Raw genomic sequence first — 20,464 nt, forward strand, 5'->3', positions numbered from 1 at the left:
ATCGCGGCCGAAGGCCTGGCTCAGGCCGGTAATCTCGATCGGATCGCCGAGCGAGGTCCCCGTGCCGTGCGCTTCGATATAGCTCACGTCCGCCGCATTGACGCCGCCCTTGTCCAGCGCCGCGCGCACCACCTCGGCCTGCGACACCGGACTCGGCACCGTATAACCGTTGGTCTTGCCGCCGTGGTTGATCGCCGTGCCGCGGATCAGCGCATAAATGCTGTCGCCGTCGCGCTGCGCCGCCGACAGCGGCTTGAGCAGCACCGTGCCCACCCCCTCGCCCGGCACGAAACCGTCCCCGCCCGCACCGAAGCTGCGGCAGCGGCCGTCGCTGGCCAGCATGCGCTGGGTCGCGAGACTGATGAAGTTGGAGGCGTGCAAGTAGAGATTCACGCCACCGGCCAGGGCCAGTTCGCACTCGCCGCGGTACAGGTGTTCGCAGGCTTCGTGGATCGCCGTCAGCGAGGACGAACACATCGTATCCACCGGCATGCTGGGACCGGACAGGTTCAGCAGATAGGACACGCGGTTGGCCATGGAACCGAACGAGGTATGCGGGAACACACCCTCGCCGTCGGCCATCAGCTGCGGGCCGTGCAGCTCGAAACCGGTCTTGGTGATGCCGGCGAACACGCCGACATTGCGCTTGTGCTGCGCCGCCAAGCGCTCGCGCGTATAGCCGGCGTCTTCCAGCGTGGCCCAGCAGGACTGCGTGAACAGCCGCTCCTGCGGATCCATGTCGTAGGCTTCGCGCGGCGCGACGCCGAAGAACAGCGGATCGAACTCGTCGAAACCTTCGAGGAAACCGCCGGATTTGGCGTAGTACTTGCCGCTGAAGATCGCGGTCTCGCGGTCGGGTTCGTAGTACTTGTCGGCGTTCCAGCGCCCGGCCGGAATCTCGCTGATGCAGTCGCGCCCTTCGCGCAGGTTGTGCCAGAACGCGGCCAGGTCCGGCGCCTGCGGATAGCGGCCGGTCAGGCCGATGATGGCGATGGGCTCGCGCTGCTGCGGCGCCCAGCCGCTGCGGACCGGCACGCCTTCGCGCCAGGAACGCAGCACCTGCGCCGCACCGCCGCGCGTCACCGCCGCCCCCATGGCGGCCTTCGCGGCCGGCGCCGCTGCCGAGGGAGCGGCTTCGCACCAGGCCACGCAGGCAGCTTCGTGCTCGGCGACGAAATGGCCGGCCAGTTCGCCCAGGCTCTGGTATTCGTACAGCAGGGTCTTGGACAGCTCGCCGAACACCGCGCCGAATTCCTGGTTCAGCTGGGTGACCAGGATGGAATCGATGCCGTATTTTTCCAGCGGCTCGTCGCCGTCGATGTCGCTGAGGGCGAGCTTGGCGACCCGGGCGAAGATGGCCTTGAGCTTGTGCAGCACGCGCTCGCGCAGTGCCGCCTTGTCTACATTTTCACTGTGCGCGCGCACCGGCGCGGCGGCGGTGATCGGCGCGGTCTTCGCCGTCGCCAGTTGCAGGAACTGGCGGCGCAGCCGGGTGGGCTCGCCGTAGAGCACCAGCACCTGCGGCGCGGCGCAGGCCAGCGCGCGGTGGAACGCGCGTACGCCCGGCGCGGCCGGCAGCGGCCACAGGCCGTGCATTTCGCGCATCGCGGCGACGCTGGATTCGGGCATGCGCATGCCGCCTTCGGCCCACAGCGGCCAGTCGATCGCCAGGCTGCGGCCGTGGCGCAGGCCGGCTTCCACCTGGCGCTGGCGCACCGCGGCGAAACTGTCGAGATAGGCGTTCGCAGCAGCGTAGTCGCTCTGGCCGACATTGCCGAACACGCCGGCCGCGGCGGCGAACAGCACGAAGAAATCCAGCGCGATGCCGGCGGTGGCTTCATCCAGCGCCGCCGCGCCGTCGATCTTGGGCGCGAACACGCGCGCGATATTGGCGCGGTCCTTGTGCTGCAGGAAGCTGTCTTCGAGCACGCCGGCGGAATGGATCACACCATCCAGGCGGCCGTGGCGCGCAAGCAGATCGGCGACGAAGGCGGCTACGGCGGCACGGTCGGCCACGTCGAGCGCGGCATATTCGATGCGTACGCCCGCCTGCTGCAGTGCGGCGATCTCGGCATGGCGCGCCGCGCTGGCCGGCGTGCGGCCGGTCAGCACGACCGTCGCCGCCTGCAGGTGGCTGGCAATGTCGCGGGCGAAGAACTGGCCCAGTCCGCCGGCGCCGCCGCTGATCAGATAGACGCCGCCTTCGCGCCAGACCACCGGCGCGGCCGCCGGCGGCGTCAGTTCTCGCAGGTATTCGACCGTGCGGCTGCCTGCGCCGTAATCGACCAGGCTGTCGTCGCGCGCAGGCAGGTCCACGCGCAGCCTGGCGGCCAGCTCCGCGGCAGCGACGCCGGGCGCAACCACGATCAGTTGCGTGCGCAGGCGCGGCTGTTCCAGGTGCACGGACTTGAGCAGGCCGGACAGACCGCGCAGGCCCGCGTCGGCGGACTGCGCCGGCACCACGACCTGCAGCACGATATCGCCGCGGGCATGATCGGCCAGCACCTGCCGTATCGTATCCAGCAGCGCGGCCGCGGCCTGGGCGAAACGCTGCGTCACGTCGCCTTCGCCCGCATCCAGCAGATCGCAGTCTGCCTGGGGCAGCGCCGCGCGCAACGCGGCGAGCTGTGCCGCCTCGCCGACGGCGCAGAGCCGCACGACATGGACTGCGGCGGGACTGGGCAGGTCCGGCGCGGCGGCGGCCACGGTGCCTGGTGCGAGCAGCAGCAGGTCGGCGGCCTCAGGAGCTGCTGCAGCGGCGCCCTGCGCGCGGACAGTTGCGCTGACGGCAGTGACCGCGAGCGCATCGGCCGATACCACGATGTCGCCGCGTTCGTCGCAGGCGATCAGGTCGTAGCGCGCCTCGCCCGCCGCACGCAGCAGCAGCCACAGCGCAGCCGGCACAGGCCGGTAAGTATGCAGTGCGGCCAGGCTCAGCGGCTGCCATCGCGCATCGCCCAGCGGGGCGGCGGTGTCGATCAGGTGCAGGCCGGCGTCGAGCAGTTCGAGCTGGGCCAGCGCGGTATCGGCGGAAGCCGCCGCGGACAGTTCCAGCCGTGCCAGCGCGAGGAAGTCGGGGCCGGCCAGCCGCAGCTGCGACAGCTTGCCCAGGCGCTGCGGCGGCGCAGGCGCCGCACTGCCCTGCGACTGCAGCACGCCCAGGTCCAGCGCAGCAGGCGCAGACGGCAGCGCGGCACTGGCCTTGCCTTGCGCCAGCACGCGGCGCGCGGCGCCGTCTTCGCGATAGATTTCCAGGCCGATCTGGTCGCGCCCGGCGCGGTACAGCTCCACCTCCAGCGTGAGCGGAAAATCCGCCCCTTCCAGCGGCTGGGCCCAGGCCAGTTCGCGCCATTGCACCGGCGCGGCCGCCGCGCCGAAGGCCTGGGCCAGGTGCAGCGCGGCGGTGCCCAGGGCCGGCAGCAGCGCGTGCGGCAGCTCGCGCCCGGCCGTACCCGCGGCGAGGCAGGTCTCGTCGCCGAGGAAGCGGCTGCGGAAACGCTGGCCGTCCAGCACCGACGTGTTCTGGTGTACCAGCGGGTGCAGCTGCGCGGCGGCGGCGGTGCCGCGCGGTGCGGCCTCCGGCGCGGCGGCGGCGACCCAGTAGGTCTCGCGCGCGAACGGATAGCCGGGCAGGCTGACGCGCGAATACTGCTGCGCAGTGAACAACTGCGCAAAATCCAGTTCGTAGCCCTGCACGTGCAGATCGGCCGCCGTCGCCAGGCATTCCAGGTGCTCGGCGGCCGGCAGTCCACTGCGGCAGCGTTGCAGGCAGTCCTGGGCGTAGCGCTTCAGCGCCGGCTGTTCGCGGCGCTGCTTTTCGTTGAACTTGCCGGCATAGACCTGGCTGGCGCTGCCCTTGTCGAGCCAGCGCTGCAGCAGGTTTTCCAGGTCTTCGCGGCTGCGTGCGACGCAGGCCAGGCGATGGCTCAGGTGGCGCCGCCCCAGCAGCAGGGTGTAGGCGATATTGCCCAGCGCGGCCACGTCGTCGCCGCGCAGGTAGTCCAGCAGCTGGCGCGCCTGCTGCTGCAGCTGGTCCTCGGTGCGGGCCGACAGCACGATCAGCTGGCCCGGCAGCGCCGGCGGCGTACGCGCCTGCAGCGGCGATTCTTCCAGCACCATGTGCGCGTTGGTGCCGCTCATGCCGAAGGAACTCAGCGCCGCCTGGCGCGGCAGCGCCGCGCCGTGCGCGTCGCGCTGCGGTTCCCACTCGCGCAGCGCCGTGTTGATGTAGAACGGGCTGGCCTCGACGTTGAGCTTGGGATTGGCGTTGCGGTAATTCAGCGAGGCCGGTATCTGGCGGTGCTTCAGCGACAGCAGCACCTTGACCAGGCCGACGAAGCCGGCCGCCGCGGTGGCGTGGCCGATGTTGGTCTTGATCGAGCCGATCGCGCAGTAGTTGCGCTTGTCGGTGTAGTGGCGGAATGCGCGGGTCAGCGCGCTGAACTCGATCGGATCGCCCAGCTCGGTCGCGGTGCCGTGGGCCTCGACCATCTGCAGCCGGGCCGGATCCAGCGCGAAGGTGTCGTAGACGTAGCGCTCCAGGCGCTCCTGCGCGTTGCCGCTGGGCGCGGTGATGCCGTTGGTGGTGCCGTCCTGGTTCAGCGCCGAGCCGCGGATCACGCCGTAGACGTGGTCGCCGTCGGCCTCGGCGTTGCTCAGGCGCTTGAGCACCACGGCGCCTACCGCCTCGGCCGGCACGAAGCCGTTGGCGCGGTCGTCGAAGGTGTAGCAGCGGCCGTCGGCGGACAGCATGCCGGCGCGGCTCAGACTGGTGTAGCCGGTCGGCGTCATGTGCAGGGTGACGCCGCCGGCGATGGCCATTTCGACATCGCCCAGCCACAGCCCCTGCACCGCGTGGTGTATCGCCACCAGCGAGCTGGAACAGGCCGTGTTGATGGTGACGGCCGGGCCCTGCAGATCGAGGAAATACGACAGGCGCGCCGGCAGCGTGGCGACGTTGTTGCCCCACAGTGCCTGGGCCGGCGGTTCGCCGCTGAACAGCTGGGCGTATTCGCCCGAGGATTCCGTGCCTACGTAGACGCCCCAGTTGCGTTCGCGCTCGCCCGAGCCGGCGTAGCCGGAATCTTCCAGCGCGCGCCAGCTCTCCTGCAGGAACAGGCGCTGCTGCGGGTCCATGTAGGTGGCTTCGATGCCGGAGATGTTGAAAAACAGCGGATCGAATTCAGCCAGCCCGGAAAGAAAGCCGCCGTTGGGTGTGAGCTGGGCGTCCTCGCCCAGGCTCCAGCGGCCGACTTCCTCGACCAGGTCGCGCCCTTCGACGAGATGGCGCCACAGTTCGGCCGGCGTGCGCGACTGGGCGAAACGGCCGGCAATGCCGATCACCGCGACCGGTTCGCGGCCGCCCGGCAGATCGCTGCTGCCGAATGCGTTGCGCGGCGCGGCGGGTGCCGGGGCGGGTGCCGCTGCCGCAGCCGGCGCGGCGGCGGGTGCTGCAGCCTGCGCCTCCAGGCCCAGGCCGGCCGCGATCTGCGCGCCGAAGCGCGACAGGATCAGCCCGGCCAGTTTCTTGACCGAGGCATAGTCGAACAGGCTGATCGTTTCCAGCTCTATGCCCAGGCCGGCGTTGATCAGCTGCACCAGGCGGCCGCCGCTGATCGAATCCACGCCGTAATCGGCGAAGGATTCGGTGCGCGAGATATCCTCGGCATCGATCTCCAGCACTTCGGCCAGCTTGTCGATAATCACCGCGCAGACGTGGTCTTCGGCCATCGTGGCGGAAACGCCGCTGGCGGCCGCGGCCGGCGCCGCGGCAGTGGCGGCTGCGGTGTCGGGCTGCGCTGCCGGCGCCGCGACGGGCGCCGCAGCGGCGGACTTGCGCCGCACCGGCCTGGCCGGCTCGGCTTCGCGCTGGCGCACCACGCCGTCGCTCTCGGCGATCGCGACCATCTGGCCCAGGGCGTGGAATTCCTCCAGCGGGAAGTACACCGCGTCGAAGCCCTCGCTCTGCAGCACGTGCTGCCAGGTTTCCGGGTACAGCCCCGGACAGCCGGGAATGCGCAGCGCGTCGTCCTCGTAGGCCCACCAGCCTTTCAGCAGGCCGAAGGTCAGATGGGCGAAAAGCCCGCCGCTGTTGCTCATCTCGTTGAGCAGCAGCAGGCCGCTGCGGCGCAGCGTGGCCTTCACGTTGCGCAGCGTGTTGCGGATGTTGCGCGTGGCGTGCAGCACGTTGGTGGCGATGGCCAGGTCGTAGCTGCCCAGCTGCACGTCCTGGCCTTCGATCGGCCGCTCCACATCGAGCAGGCGGTAGCGCAGGAACGGGTTGCCCGGGCCGAACTGCTTCTCGGCGTGCTGCAGGAACGACACCGAGATGTCAGTGAAGCAGTATTCCTCGATCAGCTCGGCGTATTTGGACAGCTTGCGCAGCACCGGTGCCGTGGTGCCGCCGGTGCCGGCGCCGACTTCGACGATGCGGATGCGCGGCGGCGCGGCCGGATTCAGCGCGATGCGTTCCTCGATATATGCCACAACCGTGTCGGCGATCGCACTGTTGAAGAGATCGGCGCCGGTGTTGTCCTTGTAGATGCCCGACACGCCGTCCATCGACGACTGGCGGAACAGCACGTCGGTCGCGAGCTTGCGCCCGGCCAGGATCTCCGGCAGCGCGCGCAGGGTGGACTCGACGAGCGTGATGCGGGCGACCTGGTCCGGATCGGCCAGCCATACGGCCTTGCGCGCCTCCCAGTCGGCCCAGACCGCGGCGGCATCGCGTACGCCGGTGCCGAGCCGAACCTGATCCGGCGCGGCGGACTGCACGCGGCCCTGCAGGGTCAGCACGCGCAGGCTCTCGTCGAGCCAGCGACCGTAAAGCGGCGCCAGGCGCGCCTTGAGTTCGCCCACGGCGACGGAGTCGGCATCGGCCAGCACGCCCAGGGACTGCAGCTGCGCGAGCATCAGCTCCGCCAGCATCGCCTCCCACTGTTCCTGTCCGCCGCCCTGCTCCGCCTGACCGTTCTCGCTGCTCGACTTCATCACTGCCCCGTATCTGCAACTTGTCTGTGCACAACGCCTTTCCGGCACTTCCCGGGCGGCGGCCGCCCGCGGCAGCGCGGCCGGCGAAGCCGGGCACGGTCAGGTTTTGTGCAAGATGCGACAACCCGCCCAATTGCACCCATCGCCGCGGCCGTCCCCCCGGTTGGCCTGGCGTTACGGGCGGAGCGGCCGCTCAGGCCGGTTCCTCCCCGATTGCGCCGCTGTGCGCCGGTTGCGCATTGGCGCAAAGGCAACGATTGCGACGAACGCCTGCTGCGGCAGAAATGCAAGGTTTGTCGCCTGACTGTGAACTGTAGTGGCAATACCGTCAAGCCGAGTACGCGCCGCCCCGCAGCCCCCGCGACCGGGCTCTCGCACGGCGGCGAAGGCCGCCGCGGCAGCTTCGCGGCGGCCCCGGCGCAGGGTTGGAATACGGCGCCGGACTGCATCAGGCGCCTTCCATGCGCTTCCTCAGATTGCGCAGCAGCGAAGGCGCGCCGGAGGCCATGCAACTGACCGATTCGCGCCCGCGCAGCTCGCGCAGCACCTCGGGCGAAGTCGTGCGCACGAAGGCCATCTGCTCGACCGAACCGGCGACCAGCGCCTGCACTGCCTGCATGCCTTCCTCCGGCTGGATCGAGCCCATGCCCAGGCGGGCCATGCGCCGCTGGTAATCCTCCGAAGACACGATGCCCACGCCGCCCCACCAGCCCCAGTTCATCACCCGCACCGGCCACGGCAGTTCCTGCGCGAGCTGGCGCGCGTAGGCGTCCTTGAAGGTGCAGCCGGCGGCGTAGTTGCCCTGCCCCGGCGCCTTGGAGAAGGACTGCATGGAGGAGAAGAACAGCACGAAATCCAGCTCCTCGCTGCGGAAGGCCTGCACCAGGTGCACGCTGGCATCCACCTTGACCTGCAGGCTGGCGGCGAAGCGCGTCTCGTCCATCAGGGCGAGGCTCGCGTCCTGCAGCACGATGGCCGAATGGACCAGCCCGTGGATGGCGGCGCCGGCCAGATGATCGCGCTTGATCACTGCATAGGCGTGACAGAGCGCCGCCGCGTCGGTCGCGTCGGCGCTGAGGTAGACCGGGCGCGGACCGAGCTGGCCGAGGCGGTCGAGCTGGGCCTGGATGGCGGCATCGGGCGCGCGCCGGCCGATCCAGAACACGCGCGCCTGATAATTGCGGATCATCCACTCGGTCCAGACTTCGCCGATACCGCCGGCACCGCCCAGCACCACGTAGTTGCCGCCGCGGCGGTAGCCGCTGCCGGGCACCGCCTGGCGGTCGAGCGCGACCAGGCGCTGGCGGTACCACTCGTCGCGGCGGAAGCAGGCCGCATCGCCGGCGCGGTCGGCCGGCAGGGCCAGCAGGTCGTCCAGCGGCCAGGCGCCGGCCGCCGGCAGGTCGGCCAGCCGTACGCTCCAGGCCGGATGCTCCTTGGCCATGGAGCCGACCAGCCCGTGCACGCCGGCCTGGATCGCGCAGACCCGGTCCAGCGTGCGGTGCACGGCCTGGGTGCGGAAGGTCACGACCAGCCAGTCCAGCGCGCGGCCGGCGTACTTGAGTTCGAGCAGTGCCTTGACGAAGCGGAACAGGGCCAGCACACCGGTGGGCTGGGGCTGGGTCTGGGCCTCGTCCAGCACATCGGCGCGGGGCAGATCGTTCGCGATCCAGACCACGCGGTCGATCTGCTGCAGCTGGCTCAGCGCGGCGGACAGCCGCGGCGGCGACGCCAGCACGGCCGGATCCAGCCGCTGCACCTCGGCGAAGCGAGTGGCCAGCCGTTCGAGTTCTGCCGGCGCGGTGCCCGCCGCGGCGATCAGCAGGGTGCGGCCCGGCAGCGGCGCGCGGCTGGACGCCGCCGGCACCGCCAGCGGCTCCCATACCGGCACCAGCGCCTGGGCGGTTCCGGCAGCGGTGCCGGACGCCGGGGACGGCGCGGCGGCGGCCGGAGCACCGGCAGCGGGCGCCGGACTCACAACCGCTGCGGCGGGCGCAGCGCTTGCGCCGGCAACAGCGGTGCCGGCCGCCGACGGCGGTGCGAGCGGGCTGCCGGCCGGCCAGTAGCTCTTGCGCTGGAATGGGTAGGTCGGCAGCGGAATGCGCGAGGCATTGCTGCCGGCGAACAGCAGCTCGAATTGCAGATCGTAGTTCTGCACGTACAGGTCGGCGACTGCCGCCAGGTTGCGCAGGTATTCGGCATCGTCGCGCAGCTCGCGGCTCTGGCGTATGCACTGGTTGCCGTAGTCGCGCAGGGCGACCTGCTCGCGCCAGTCCTCTTCGCTGACGGCCGAGACGAATACCTGGTCGCAGCGCCCTTCCGCCAGCCATTCGCGCAGGCTGGCGAGCAGCCCGGCGCGGTCGCGGGCGACGCAGGCCAGGCGCTGGGCCAGGTGCTTGCGGCCCAGCAGCAGGGTCTGGCTGATGTCGGCCACGTGCATCTGCGCATCGCGTCCGACCGCGCCGAGCAGCGCTTCGACCTGCTGGCGCAGTTGCTCGCGCGTGCGCGCCGACAGCACCACCAGCCAGGCCGGCCGCGCCTGCGGCACGCGCGCGTGCGCCGGCGCTTCCTCGACCACCATGTGCGCGTTGGTGCCGCTGAAGCCGAACGAACTCACCGCGGCGCGGCGCGGCAGCGGCCGCCCGTTGGCATCAAGGGCGCTGTCCCAGCGGCGCAGTTCGGTGTTGACGAAGAACGGGCTGGTTTCGAAGTCGATGTGCGGATTGCCGTTGCGGTAGTGCAGCGACGGCACGATCTTGCGGTGTTTCAGGCACAGCAGCAGCTTGAGCAGGCCGGCGATGCCGGCCGTGGTCGCGGTATGGCCCAGGTTGGTCTTGATGGAGCCGATCGCGCAGTAGCGGCGCAGCGCCGTGCGGTGGCGGAAGGCGCGGCTCAGCGCGCCGAACTCGATGGGGTCGCCCAGGCGCGTGCCGGTGCCGTGGGCCTCGACCAGCTGGATCTGCGCCGGGTCGATGTCGAAGCGCTCGTACAGCTCGCGGATCAGGCTTTCCTGCGCCGCCGCGTTGGGGGCGGTGATGCCGTTGGAGGTGCCGTCCTGGTTGATGCCCGACGCGACGATGACGCCGCGCACGGTATCGCCGTCGGCGAGCGCATCGCGCAGGCGCTTGAGGATGACCACGCCCACGCCTTCGCCCGGCACGAAGCCGTCGGCGCGGGCGTCGAAGGCGTGGCAGCGGCCGTGCGGCGACAACATGCCGCTCTTGGTGGTGGCGAGGAAATAGCTCGGCGTGGCCTGCAGATGCACGCCGCCGACCAGGGCCAGGTCGACGTCGTTGCACCACAATGCCTGGCAGGCGCTGTGGGCGGCGACCAGCGAGGCGGAACAGGCCGTATCTATCGCCACGGCCGGGCCTTTCAGGTCGAGGAAATAGGCGATGCGCGCCGGCACGATCGACGCCGCCGTGCCCCAGAACGACTGCGGCGGGCTGGAGTCGCCGAGCAGGTTGTCATAGTCGCCGGCACCGCAGCCGACATAGACGCCGCAGCGCTTGCCGCGCGCGCCGTCGCCGGCATAGCCCGCATCTTCCAGCGCTGTCCAGCATTCCTCCAGGAACAGGCGCTGCTGCGGATCCATGTAGGTCGCTTCCATGCCCGAGATCTTGAAGAACAGGGCATCGAACTTCTCGATGTCGTCCACCAGCGCCGCGGCGCGGCAGAACTCGCCGCCCGGCGGCAGGAACTGGTCCAGATCCCAGCGCGTGACTTCCTCGACCAGGTCGGTGCCATGGGCCAGGTGCGTCCACAGGGCGTCCAGGTCCGGCGAGCGCGCGAAGCGGCCGCTCATGCCGACCACGGCGATGCGCCGGTCATCCGGCACCGCAGTGCCGGGTGTGCTCGATTCGATGGGTGCGGCCGAGGCGTAAGGCGGTGCCGCGGCGGCGGTCGCGACGGCTGCCGCCGCCGGGATTGCCGCGGGCGGCGCCGCAGCGGCGGCCGCGACAGGCGCGGCCGCGGGAGCAATTCCCGTGGCCGGTACCGCGGCAGGCGGTGCTGCCGCAGCGGGTACGGCCGCGAGCGTCTGGCGCAGCGCATCGCCGTAGCTGGCCAGGATATGCGCCGCCAGCGCGTTGACCGAGTTGAACTCGAACAGCGCCGTCGTGGCCAGTTCGATGCCCAGCGCGGCGTTGAGCGTCTGCACCAGGGCGACGCCGGTGATCGAATCCACCCCGTAGTCGGCGAAGGCGTCGTCGAAATGGATGCGGTCGCGGCGCACGCGCAGGCCTTCGCAGAGCTTCTCCGCGATGGTGTCCTTGACGTGGTCGTGCAGGCGCTGGGAATCCACCACAGCGGCGGCCGGTGCCGCGCCCGCAGGCGCCGGCGCTGCGGCGACAACCGGTGCGGCCGGTGCCGTCTGTGCCGAGGGTGCGGGTTGCGGAACCGCGGCCGGCGCCGCTGGCGCCAGGCGCCGGCCGATCGCATCCGCATGGCCGGCCAGGATATGCGCGGCCAGCGCGTTGACCGAGTTGAACTCGAACAGCGCGGTCGTGGCCAGTTCGATGCCCAGCGCGTCGTTGATCGCCTGTACCAGGGCGACGCCGGTGATGGAGTCCACGCCGAAATCGGCGAAGGAGTCGTCGCCGTGGATGCGGTCGCGGCGCACGCGCAGCGCTTCGCCGAGCTTGCCGGTGATGGTGTCGCGAACCAGGTCCGCGATCTGCTGGGTGCGCGCGGCCGGGTCGGCCGTCGTCACAGGGATGGCCGCCGCTACGGACGCGGCTGCAACCGCCGGAGCCGCCGGTGCAGCCTCGGCCCTGGCCGGGACAGTCGCCGCTGCCGCTGCGGCCTGCGCCGTAGCGCGCGGCGCAGGCGCCGCCGTGCGCGCCTGGCGCACCAGTCCGTCGCTGGCCGCGACCACGATCTGCTGGCCGAAGCGCTGGCCGCGTTCGGCCGGGAAGAACACGTCGGTGAATCCCTCGCCTTCCAGTGCGCGCTGCCAGTTGGCCTCGTCCAGCGCCGGGCAGCCCGGCAGGCGCAGCGCCTCGTCCTCGAACAGCCACCAGCCCTTGAGCAAGGCGAAGGTCAGCAGGGCGAGCAGGCCGCCGTCCTGGTTGATCTCGTTCAGCAGCAGCACGCCGCCATGGGCCAGGCAGGCCTTGATATTGCGCAGGGTGTTGCGGATATCGCGCGTGGCGTGCAGCACGTTGGTCGCGACAACCACGTCGTAGCTGGCCGGAACGATGTCCTGGCCGGCCAGCGGCAATTCGGCGTTGAACAAGGTGCAGCGCAGATACGGGCACTGCGGACCGAAGCTGTCCTCGGCGTGCATCAGGAACGCGCGGGAAATATCGGTGTAGCAGTACTCGCCGACTTCGTGCTGGTACGGCTGCAGCAGGTGGAACAGCAGCGCGCTGGTGCTGCCGGTGCCGGCGCCGACTTCGAGTATGCGCAGCGGCTGCAGCGGCGTGCCGCTGGCGCGGGCCGCATCGCGGCGCTGCTGCAGCAGGGCCAGCAGCATGTCGCCGAGCACGGTGTTGAAATAATCCGCGCCCGCATGGCCCTGGTAGGAGCCGGCCACGCCGTCGACCGCGGAATCGCGGAACAGCACGTCGGTCGCCGGCAGGCGGCCCTGCAGGATCGCCGGCAGGTTGCGCAGGGTCGCCTCGATCAGCACGACCTGACTGCCCAGTCCGGGCAGGCTGCGCCATTGCGCGGCCTGGGCTTCCCACTGCGGCCAGGTGTGCGGGCCAGCCTGGTCCGCCAGCGCTGTCGCGCGATAGGCGCCCTCGCCCGCCGCGGCCAGGTAGCCGTTGCGCTGCAGCAGCCGCGCGGCCTGGGCCAGCCAGCGCGCATAGGCCGGCGCGACGCGGGCGGTTTCCTCGGCCAGCTGCACCTGCGCCGTGGCGAAAAGGCCCATGCTGCGCAGCTGCACCCATAGCAGGCGCGCCAGTTCGGCGCCGACCGCGTCGGCCAGAGCCTTGCGTTCGCCTTCGGCCTGTTCCAGCGCGTGCAGCGCCTGCTGCGAGGCGCTGGAACCCGCGCCAGCCTGCAATCGCAGCGGCGTGAGGCTGGCCGGGGCTCCGGCCACGGCACGGTAGCGTGCCGGCGCGCACCAGTGGGTCAGCACGGCCGGATCGGTGGTATGGATCAGCGCGGCCTGGTCCAGCGGCGCGGCGAGCAGTTTTTCCAGCGCGTCCATGGCTTCGGCCGGCTCGATCGAGCCTATGCCGGAGTCGGCCATGCGCTGCTGGTAGGCCGCGGTCGCGACGATGCCGACACCGCCCCAGTAACCCCAGTTGATGACCTTGACCGGACAGCTCCAGCGCTGCGCCAGGGCCTGGGCGTAGGCGTCGCCGAAGGTGCAGCCGGCGGCGTAGTTGCTCTGCCCGGCGGCCTTGGTATAGCTCTGCAGCGACGAGAAAAACAGCGCGAAATCCAGTTCCTCGCGGCCGAACACCTGGGCCAGGCGCACGCCGACGTCGACCTTGGCGGCGAGCGCGGCACGGAAGCGTTCCTCGTCCATGTTGGCCAGGCTCTTGTCCAGCAGCACGATGGCGGAATGGATCAGCCCGTGTACGCCGGCGTGGCGCTCGTGGATGTGGTCGAGGCAGCGTTCCAGCGCGCCGCGGTCGGTCGCGTCGGCGCGCAGGTAGACCGGTTCCGGCCCCAGCGCGGCCAGCCGGCGGCGGCGCGCGTCGAGCGCGGCATCGGCTTCGCGCCGGCCTATCCAGTAGACGTGGGCCTGGTAGTGGCGGATCAGGTATTCGGTATAGACCTCGCCGATGCCGCCGGCGCCGCCGACGATGACGTAGACGCCGCCGTGGCGGTAGGCCGACTGCGCCGGCGCGGCCAGGTCGGCCGGTACCAGCTGCTGGCGCAGCCACTCGCCGGCACGGAAGGCCCAGGCGTCGCCCTGGGGATCGGGCGGCAATTGCCAGGCCGCCGCCGGCGGCAGCTCGGCGTGCAGCGGGAGATCGACCAGCCGCACGTTCCAGTGCGGGTATTCCTTGGCCGCCGAGCCGATCAGGCCATGCACGCTGGCATGGGCCGGATGGGCGTCGTCGCGGCGTTCCACGCCGAAGGTCTGCGCGGTGAACACGCTCAGGCCCAGCGCGCGGCTGCCGTAGCCGGCCTGCAGCAGGGCCTTGAGCAGGCGGAAGCCGGCCAGCACGCCTTCGGACTGGCGCGTGACCAGGCTTTCCTCCAGCACGTTGTGCAGCGGCGCCGGCGGCACGAACCAGCAGACGTGGTCCAGCGCCGGCAGCGCGGCCAGCGCGGCCCGCAGGCTGTCCACCGATGCCAGCGCCTGCGGCGGCAGTTCGTGCACGCGGCTGTGGCGCAGCGCCAGCTGCCGGCGCTGTGCCTCGCTGCCGCCGACCACGAGCAGCGTGGCAGCGGCGGCCGGCCAGGCTTCGGTCAGCGGCGGCAGCTGTGCCTCCCAGCGCGGCAGCAGCATGACCGGGCCGGTCAGCTCGCCCTGCCCTGCGCGCACGGCCTGTGCGGCCTGTGCGGGCGTTGCCGCGGACGGCGGCGCCGCGGCGCCGGCGGACGGCGCGGCGGCACTGCGCAGGCTGAAGCCGCGCAGGCGCAGCACCACGCTGCCGTCGGCATCGCTGACATCAATGTCGAGCTTGGGCAGCGCCGCGGCGGCGGAATGGCCCGGGCTCCAGCGCAGATGGGCAAAGCAGCGCGCCGGCAGCGCGGCGAGAATTTCGGCCCGGTCCAGCGCGAACGGCAGTCCACCGGCGAGGCCGGCGCGCTGCAGCAGCGGCAGGCTGGCCTGCAGCACCGCATCCAGGCGGCCGGGTTCCAGCACGTAGGCGGCAGCCGGCGGCGTGGCCAGGCTGATTTCGGCGAGGGCGAAGTCGCCGTCGCCGCCGCGGCCCAGCGCAACGCGATGCAGGCCGCGGTGGCTGGGGCCGTAGGCGAAGCCCGCCGCGGCAAACTGGGCGTAGCACTGTTCGCCGCTCAACGGCTCGGACGCGGCCGCGCGCAGCGCGGCCAGGTCCAGCCGGGTCGCGGCCACGGCCTGGCGGCCGGCGCGGCCCTGTGCGTGCAGGGTCTGCGCCGCATCGGTGCTGCGCACGTCGAAATCGAGTTCATCGCCGCCGCGTGCGCGCAGCCCCAGCTGCAGCGACAGCCCGCCCGTGCCAGCCCAGGCCGGCTGCAGGAACACCACGTCCCTGAGCACGACCGCGCCGGACTGGGCTGCGTCGGTCGCCGCCACGTAGCCGGCGCGCGCCATTTCCAGATAGCACACGCCGGGCAGCAGGCTGGCCTGGCCGATGCGGTGATCGGCGAGAAACGCTTCGCTGCCGTCGAAGCGCGCACTGAAGCGCACCTGGCTGATGCCGGAGGTATTGGCCTGCAACAGCGGATGCAGCGCGCCCGCCGTCTGTGACACCTGCGACGTCTGTGCGGCCACGGCCACGGCTGCGGCGGGTGCGGCCTGCGGCATCCAGTGGCGCTCGCGCGCGAACGGGTAGCCGGGCAGCGAGATGCGCTGCGGCGGCGGCGCCGGATACAGCGCGCGCCAGTCCAGCGCCGTGCCTTTGGTCCAGGCTTCGGCCAGCTTGTCCAGGCGGCGGCGCTGCAGCCAGGACTGCAGCAGCAGCGCGGTGTCCTCATCGTCTTCGGCGGCCACACGGCCGCGGCGCACGGAACCGACGTACAGGCCGCTGTAATCCTCGCCGCGCAGGAAGGCATCCAGCCCGGCGATCGCGGCATCGGCCGAATCGGCGGCCAGGGCCAGGCGGTGGTTGAACACGTCGCGGCCGCTCTGCAGGGTCCAGGCCAGCGCGGCCAGGTCCGTCGCGGGATGGGCGGCGAGGAACGCGCGCAGGCGGCGCGCCTGGTCCTCGCGCTGCTGCTCGGTCTTGGCCGAGAACGCGATCAGCACCGGCGTGCCGGCCGACCAGGGTGTACGTGCCGCCGGCGCCGGGCGGAACTCCTCGATCACCAGATGCGCGTTGGTGCCGCTGTAGCCGAAGGAACTGACCGCGGCCCGGCGCGGCTGCGCCGTCGCCGGCCACGGCCGCAGCGCGGTGTTGACGTAGAACGGCGAGCGCGCGAAATCGAAGTGCTCGTTCGGCGTGCTGAAATGCAGGCTGGGCGCGAGCTGGCCGTGGCGCAGCTGCAGCAGCACTTTGTGCACGCCGGCCAGGCCGGCCGCGGCCGAGGTATGGCCGACATTGCTCTTGACCGAACCCAGCGCGCAGAAATTGCGCCGCGCGGTACGTTCGGAAAACACCGTGGCCAGCGCCTCCAGCTCCACCGGATCGCCGAGCTTGGTACCGGTGCCGTGCATCTCCACGCAGCTGATGCCGTCGGGGTCGATGCCGAAACGGGTGTAGACCTCGCGCTCCAGCTCGGTCTGGCTGACCACGCTGGGCGCGGTGATGCCGTTGGTCTTGCCGTCCTGGTTGATGCCCGAGGCGATAATCAGGCCATGGATGCGCTCGTCGTTGGCCAGCGCATCGTCGAGGCGGCGCAGCACCAGCGCCGCAGCGCCCTCGCCCGGCACGAAGCCGTTGGCGCCGTTGTCGCAGGTCTTGCAGCGGCCTTCCGGCGACAGCATGCCGGCGGCGCACATGCCGATATAGGACTCCGGCGCCAGGTACAGGGTGACGCCGCCGACCAGAGCCATGTCGATCTCGCCGCCGCGCAGGGCCTGGCAGGCCAGGTGGGTCGCGACCAGGGAGGAGGAACAGGCCGTGTCGATGGAGATGGCCGGCCCTTTCAGGTTCAGGTGATAGGCGATGCGCGCCGCGGCGATGGCGGCGCTGTTGCCGGTGGCGTCGCCCAGGCCGACCTTCTGCAGCAGCAGGCTGTATTCATTGCCCATGATGCCGAGGTAGGTGCCGCACTTGCGGTTGCTGAGCTGCTGCGGCGCGAAGCCGGCGTCCTCAAAGGCGGCATAGGCCTGCTCCAGGAACAGGCGCTGCTGCGGGTCCATCAGGTCGGCTTCGGCCGGCGAGATGTTGAAGAACAGCGAATCGAAACGGTCGACCTCGTCCAGCGCGCCCAGCCAGCGGCAGTAGATCTTGCCGCCTTTCTGCAGCTGCGGGTCGTAGTAGGCATCCATGTCCCAGCGTTCGCGCGGCACCTCAACGATGCTGCAGACGCCCGCGGCGAGATTGTTCCAGTACGCATCCAGGTCGGCCGCACCGGGATAGCGCGCGGCCATGCCGACGACGGCGATGGCGTCGGCGCGCGTACCGGCCGGGCGCGGGGCCTGGCTGGCCGGGCTGGCTGCGACGGGCCGGCTGGCTGCCGGGGCGGAAGCCGGCGCGGCGGCGGCAACTGCGTCCGATGCGGCAGCGGGCGCCGGGGCAGCCGGCGGCGCTGCCGCAGGTAGCGGCGGCAGCACGACCGGCGCGGCGGCGCGGGCCGGTGCGGAGGACGCGGGCGGCGCCGGCGATACGGGTGCGGGAGCTACAGCAACCGCCGCCCCCGCGGTGGGCGCGGCGGCAGCGGATCCCAGCGCCAGCACGTGCGCGGCCAGCGCGGTCACGCTGGGGAAGTCATACAGCCGCGCCGCGGCGAGATCCACGCCCAGGCGCTGGTTGATCGAACGTATCCACTCGACGCCGACGACCGAATCCAGCCCCAGATCGGTGAACGGCCGTTCCGGGTCTATGTCCTCGGGCGCCATGTAGAGCGCTTCGGCAAGCGTTTCGATCAGCGCCGCTTCGATCGCGGCCAGCGAAGCCGGCGCGGCCTTGGTTGCCGCGCCGGCAGCGGCCGGTGCAGCAACCGCCGCTGCCGCAGCGGCGGCCACATTGGCGGATGCAGGCGGCCGCACTGTTGCAGCAGCGGCCTGCGTCGCAAACGGTGCGACTGCGGCCGTCGCCAGCGGCGCCAGGGCGACGCGCTGGCGCGGTGCGGCGGCGGCCGGCGCATCCGCTGCAGCAGTGCCGGCCAGTGCGGCGCCAGGCGCCGCCACCGGCGGCAGCGCATCGGCGACCGGTGCAGCCGCGGCGACCGCCGGCGCGGCCGCACCCGGCGGCGGCTCATCGCCCAGGGCCGCGGCGATATGCGCGGCCAGGCTGCGCACGGTCGGATAGTCGTAGACGCGGGTCGCCGCCAGCTCGATGCCGAAGCGGCCGTTGAGCACGCGGATCCATTCGACGCCGACGACCGAATCCAGGCCCAGTTCCTGGAACGAACGGTCGGGATCGACCTCGTCCGCCGTCATGTACAGCGCGTCGGCCAGGGAGGCGACAAGAATGTCCTCGATCTGTTCGAGGCTGCGTACAGGGGTGTTCACGCGCGACCTCGACGGCGCGGCCCGGGCCGCGTCAGCTGGTGTCACAGGGGAAGCCGCTCCGCCGGAACCCGGTGCGGCGACAGGAATGCCGCCGGCCGGTGCGATGCCGGCGGCGACGGTAGGTGCGGAGCGGACCGCGGGCGCCGCGCTCAGGCTGCTCAGGGCGACACCGCGTGGCTTGGCGCCAGCCGTCGGCGCTGCCGCCGGCACGGGCGGGACAGCCGCCGCCGCATCCGGCACAGGCGCCGGCGCGATGACGGCACGCTTCACCGCCGCAGCGGGTACGGCCGACGCCGCCGCGACACTCGCCGCCGCGGTGGCGGCCGGCGCAGCGGCCGCGCCGCCACCGGCCACGCCGCCGGCCAGATCGGTATACCAGTAGCGCTGCCGCGCATACGGATAGGTCGGCAGCGGCACGCGCCGGCGCGGCGACGGGTGCAGCCGATGCCAGTCAACGGTGCCGCCACCGGTCCAGGCCTCGGCCAGCTTGTCCAGCGCGCCCTGCGCCATCCAGTGTGTCTGCGGGTCGGTGCCGTCGCCGGGCCGGGCCGGGCCGCTGCGCGCCTGGCCTTGATAAATGCCCTCGGCCGGATTTGCGCCGCCGTCGAGGAAACGCGCCAGCTTCTGCGCCAGTCCGGCCTTGTCCGTGGCGACCACGGCCAGGCGTTCGGCCAGCGCATCGCGGCCGGTCTGCAGGGTGTAGGCGATATCCGCCGCCCGCGCCGCCGCGGCCAGGCCGGCGGCCAGCGCATCGGCGAGCTGCCGCGCACGCTGGCGCAACTGCTCGGCGGTGCGTGCCGACAGCACGAACAGCTGGGCGCCGCTGTCTTCCGGCGCAGCATCGGCGTGCACGTACTCGGCCAGCACCACGTGGGCATTGGCGCCGCCGGCGCCGAACGAGGACACGCCGGCGATGCGCGGGCGTTCCTGTCCGCCGACCCGCGGCCGCGTCCACTCGGTCAGCGCCTGCGGCACCACGAACGGCGAGTCGGCGAAATCGATGTTCGGATTGAGCTGGGCCGAATGCAGCGACGGCACGATCTGTCCGTGCCGCAGCTGCAGCAGCACCTTGCTGATGCCGGCGATGCCGGCCGCGCTTTCGCAGTGGCCGATATTGGATTTGACCGAACCGACATGAATCGACTGCCGCGGCAGTCCTTCCGCGCCGAAGGCCTTGCCCAGACCGGTGATCTCGATGGGGTCGCCCAGGGTCGTGCCGGTGCCGTGCGCCTCGACATAGCTGATCCAGGCCGGCTCGACGCCGGCGCGCTGCAGCGCCCGCGCGATGACCTGGGCCTGGGCGGCTGGGTTGGGCACGGTATAGCCGTTGGTACGGCCGCCGTGGTTGATCGCGCTGGCCTTGATTACAGCGTGGATGTAATCGCCGTCCGCCTCGGCCTGGCGCAGCGGCTTGAGCAGCACCGCGCCCACGCCCTCGCCCGGCACATAGCCGTCGCCGCCGCGGCCGAAGCTTTCGCAGCGGCCGTTGCTGGCGGAGAACTGGCCCTGCTGCAGGGTCAGGTACTTGTTCGGGTGGATGGACACATTCACGCCGCCGGCCAGGGCCAGCGCACAGTCGCCGCGCTGCAGCGCCTCGCAGGCGAAATGCACCGTGGCCAGCGAGGACGAGCACATGCTGTCGACCGCGACGCTGGGGCCGTGGAAGTCGCAGAAGTACGACACCCGGTTCGCGATCGAGGCCGGGCTGCCCGACAGCGCGATTGGCACGCCGGCCTGCTGCGCCTCGACGCCGTAGTACGGGTATTCCTCGTACATCACGCCGACATACACGCCGACCTCGCCCTGCACCGACTGGGCAAGCGCGGCGCGGGTATAGCCGGCGTCTTCCAGCGCGGCGAACGCGCATTGCAGGAACAGGCGTTCCTGCGGGTCGGTAATCATCGCCTCGCGCGGCGAGATGCCGAAGAACAGCGGGTCGAATTCGTCCACGCCGTCGAGGAAACCGCCCCAGCGGCAGTAGGCCTTGCCCTGTACGGGCTTGGCTGCGTAGGCGCTGTAATCCCAGCGTTGCGGCGGGATTTCGCGCACGCAGTCGCGGCCGTCGCGCAGGTTGTTCCAGAACGCATCCAGATCGGCCGCTTCGGGATAGCGCCCGGCCACGCCGATGATGGCGATGTCGCCGCCGCGTCCGCCGCCCGGCGCTGCCGGTGCGGGGACGGCAAAGCGCGCCGCCGGCACGGCCGGCGCGCTGCGGCTGGGCGCCGCCGCCGCCGCGCGCAGCGGCGC

At 71.6% G+C, this 20,464-nt stretch carries 2 protein-coding genes; both read right to left on the reverse strand.

All coding sequences use genetic code 11. The annotated features are described in order from the left end of the window. Positions 1–6,990 (reverse strand): SDR family NAD(P)-dependent oxidoreductase (locus tag NM961_RS23120; RefSeq protein ID WP_255916796.1); only part of this gene is annotated, 6,990 nt, incomplete at its 3' end. A 448-nt stretch (positions 6,991–7,438) separates the two neighbouring features. Beyond that, entirely contained in the window at positions 7,439–20,416 is a 12,978-nt protein-coding gene (locus NM961_RS23125) for an SDR family NAD(P)-dependent oxidoreductase (RefSeq protein ID WP_255916797.1), read from the reverse strand. Positions 20,417–20,464: the final 48 nt, after the last annotated feature.

It is taken from the genome of Tahibacter harae, from assembly GCF_024437735.1.
In the GTDB taxonomy this organism is placed as follows: domain Bacteria; phylum Pseudomonadota; class Gammaproteobacteria; order Xanthomonadales; family Rhodanobacteraceae; genus Tahibacter; species Tahibacter harae.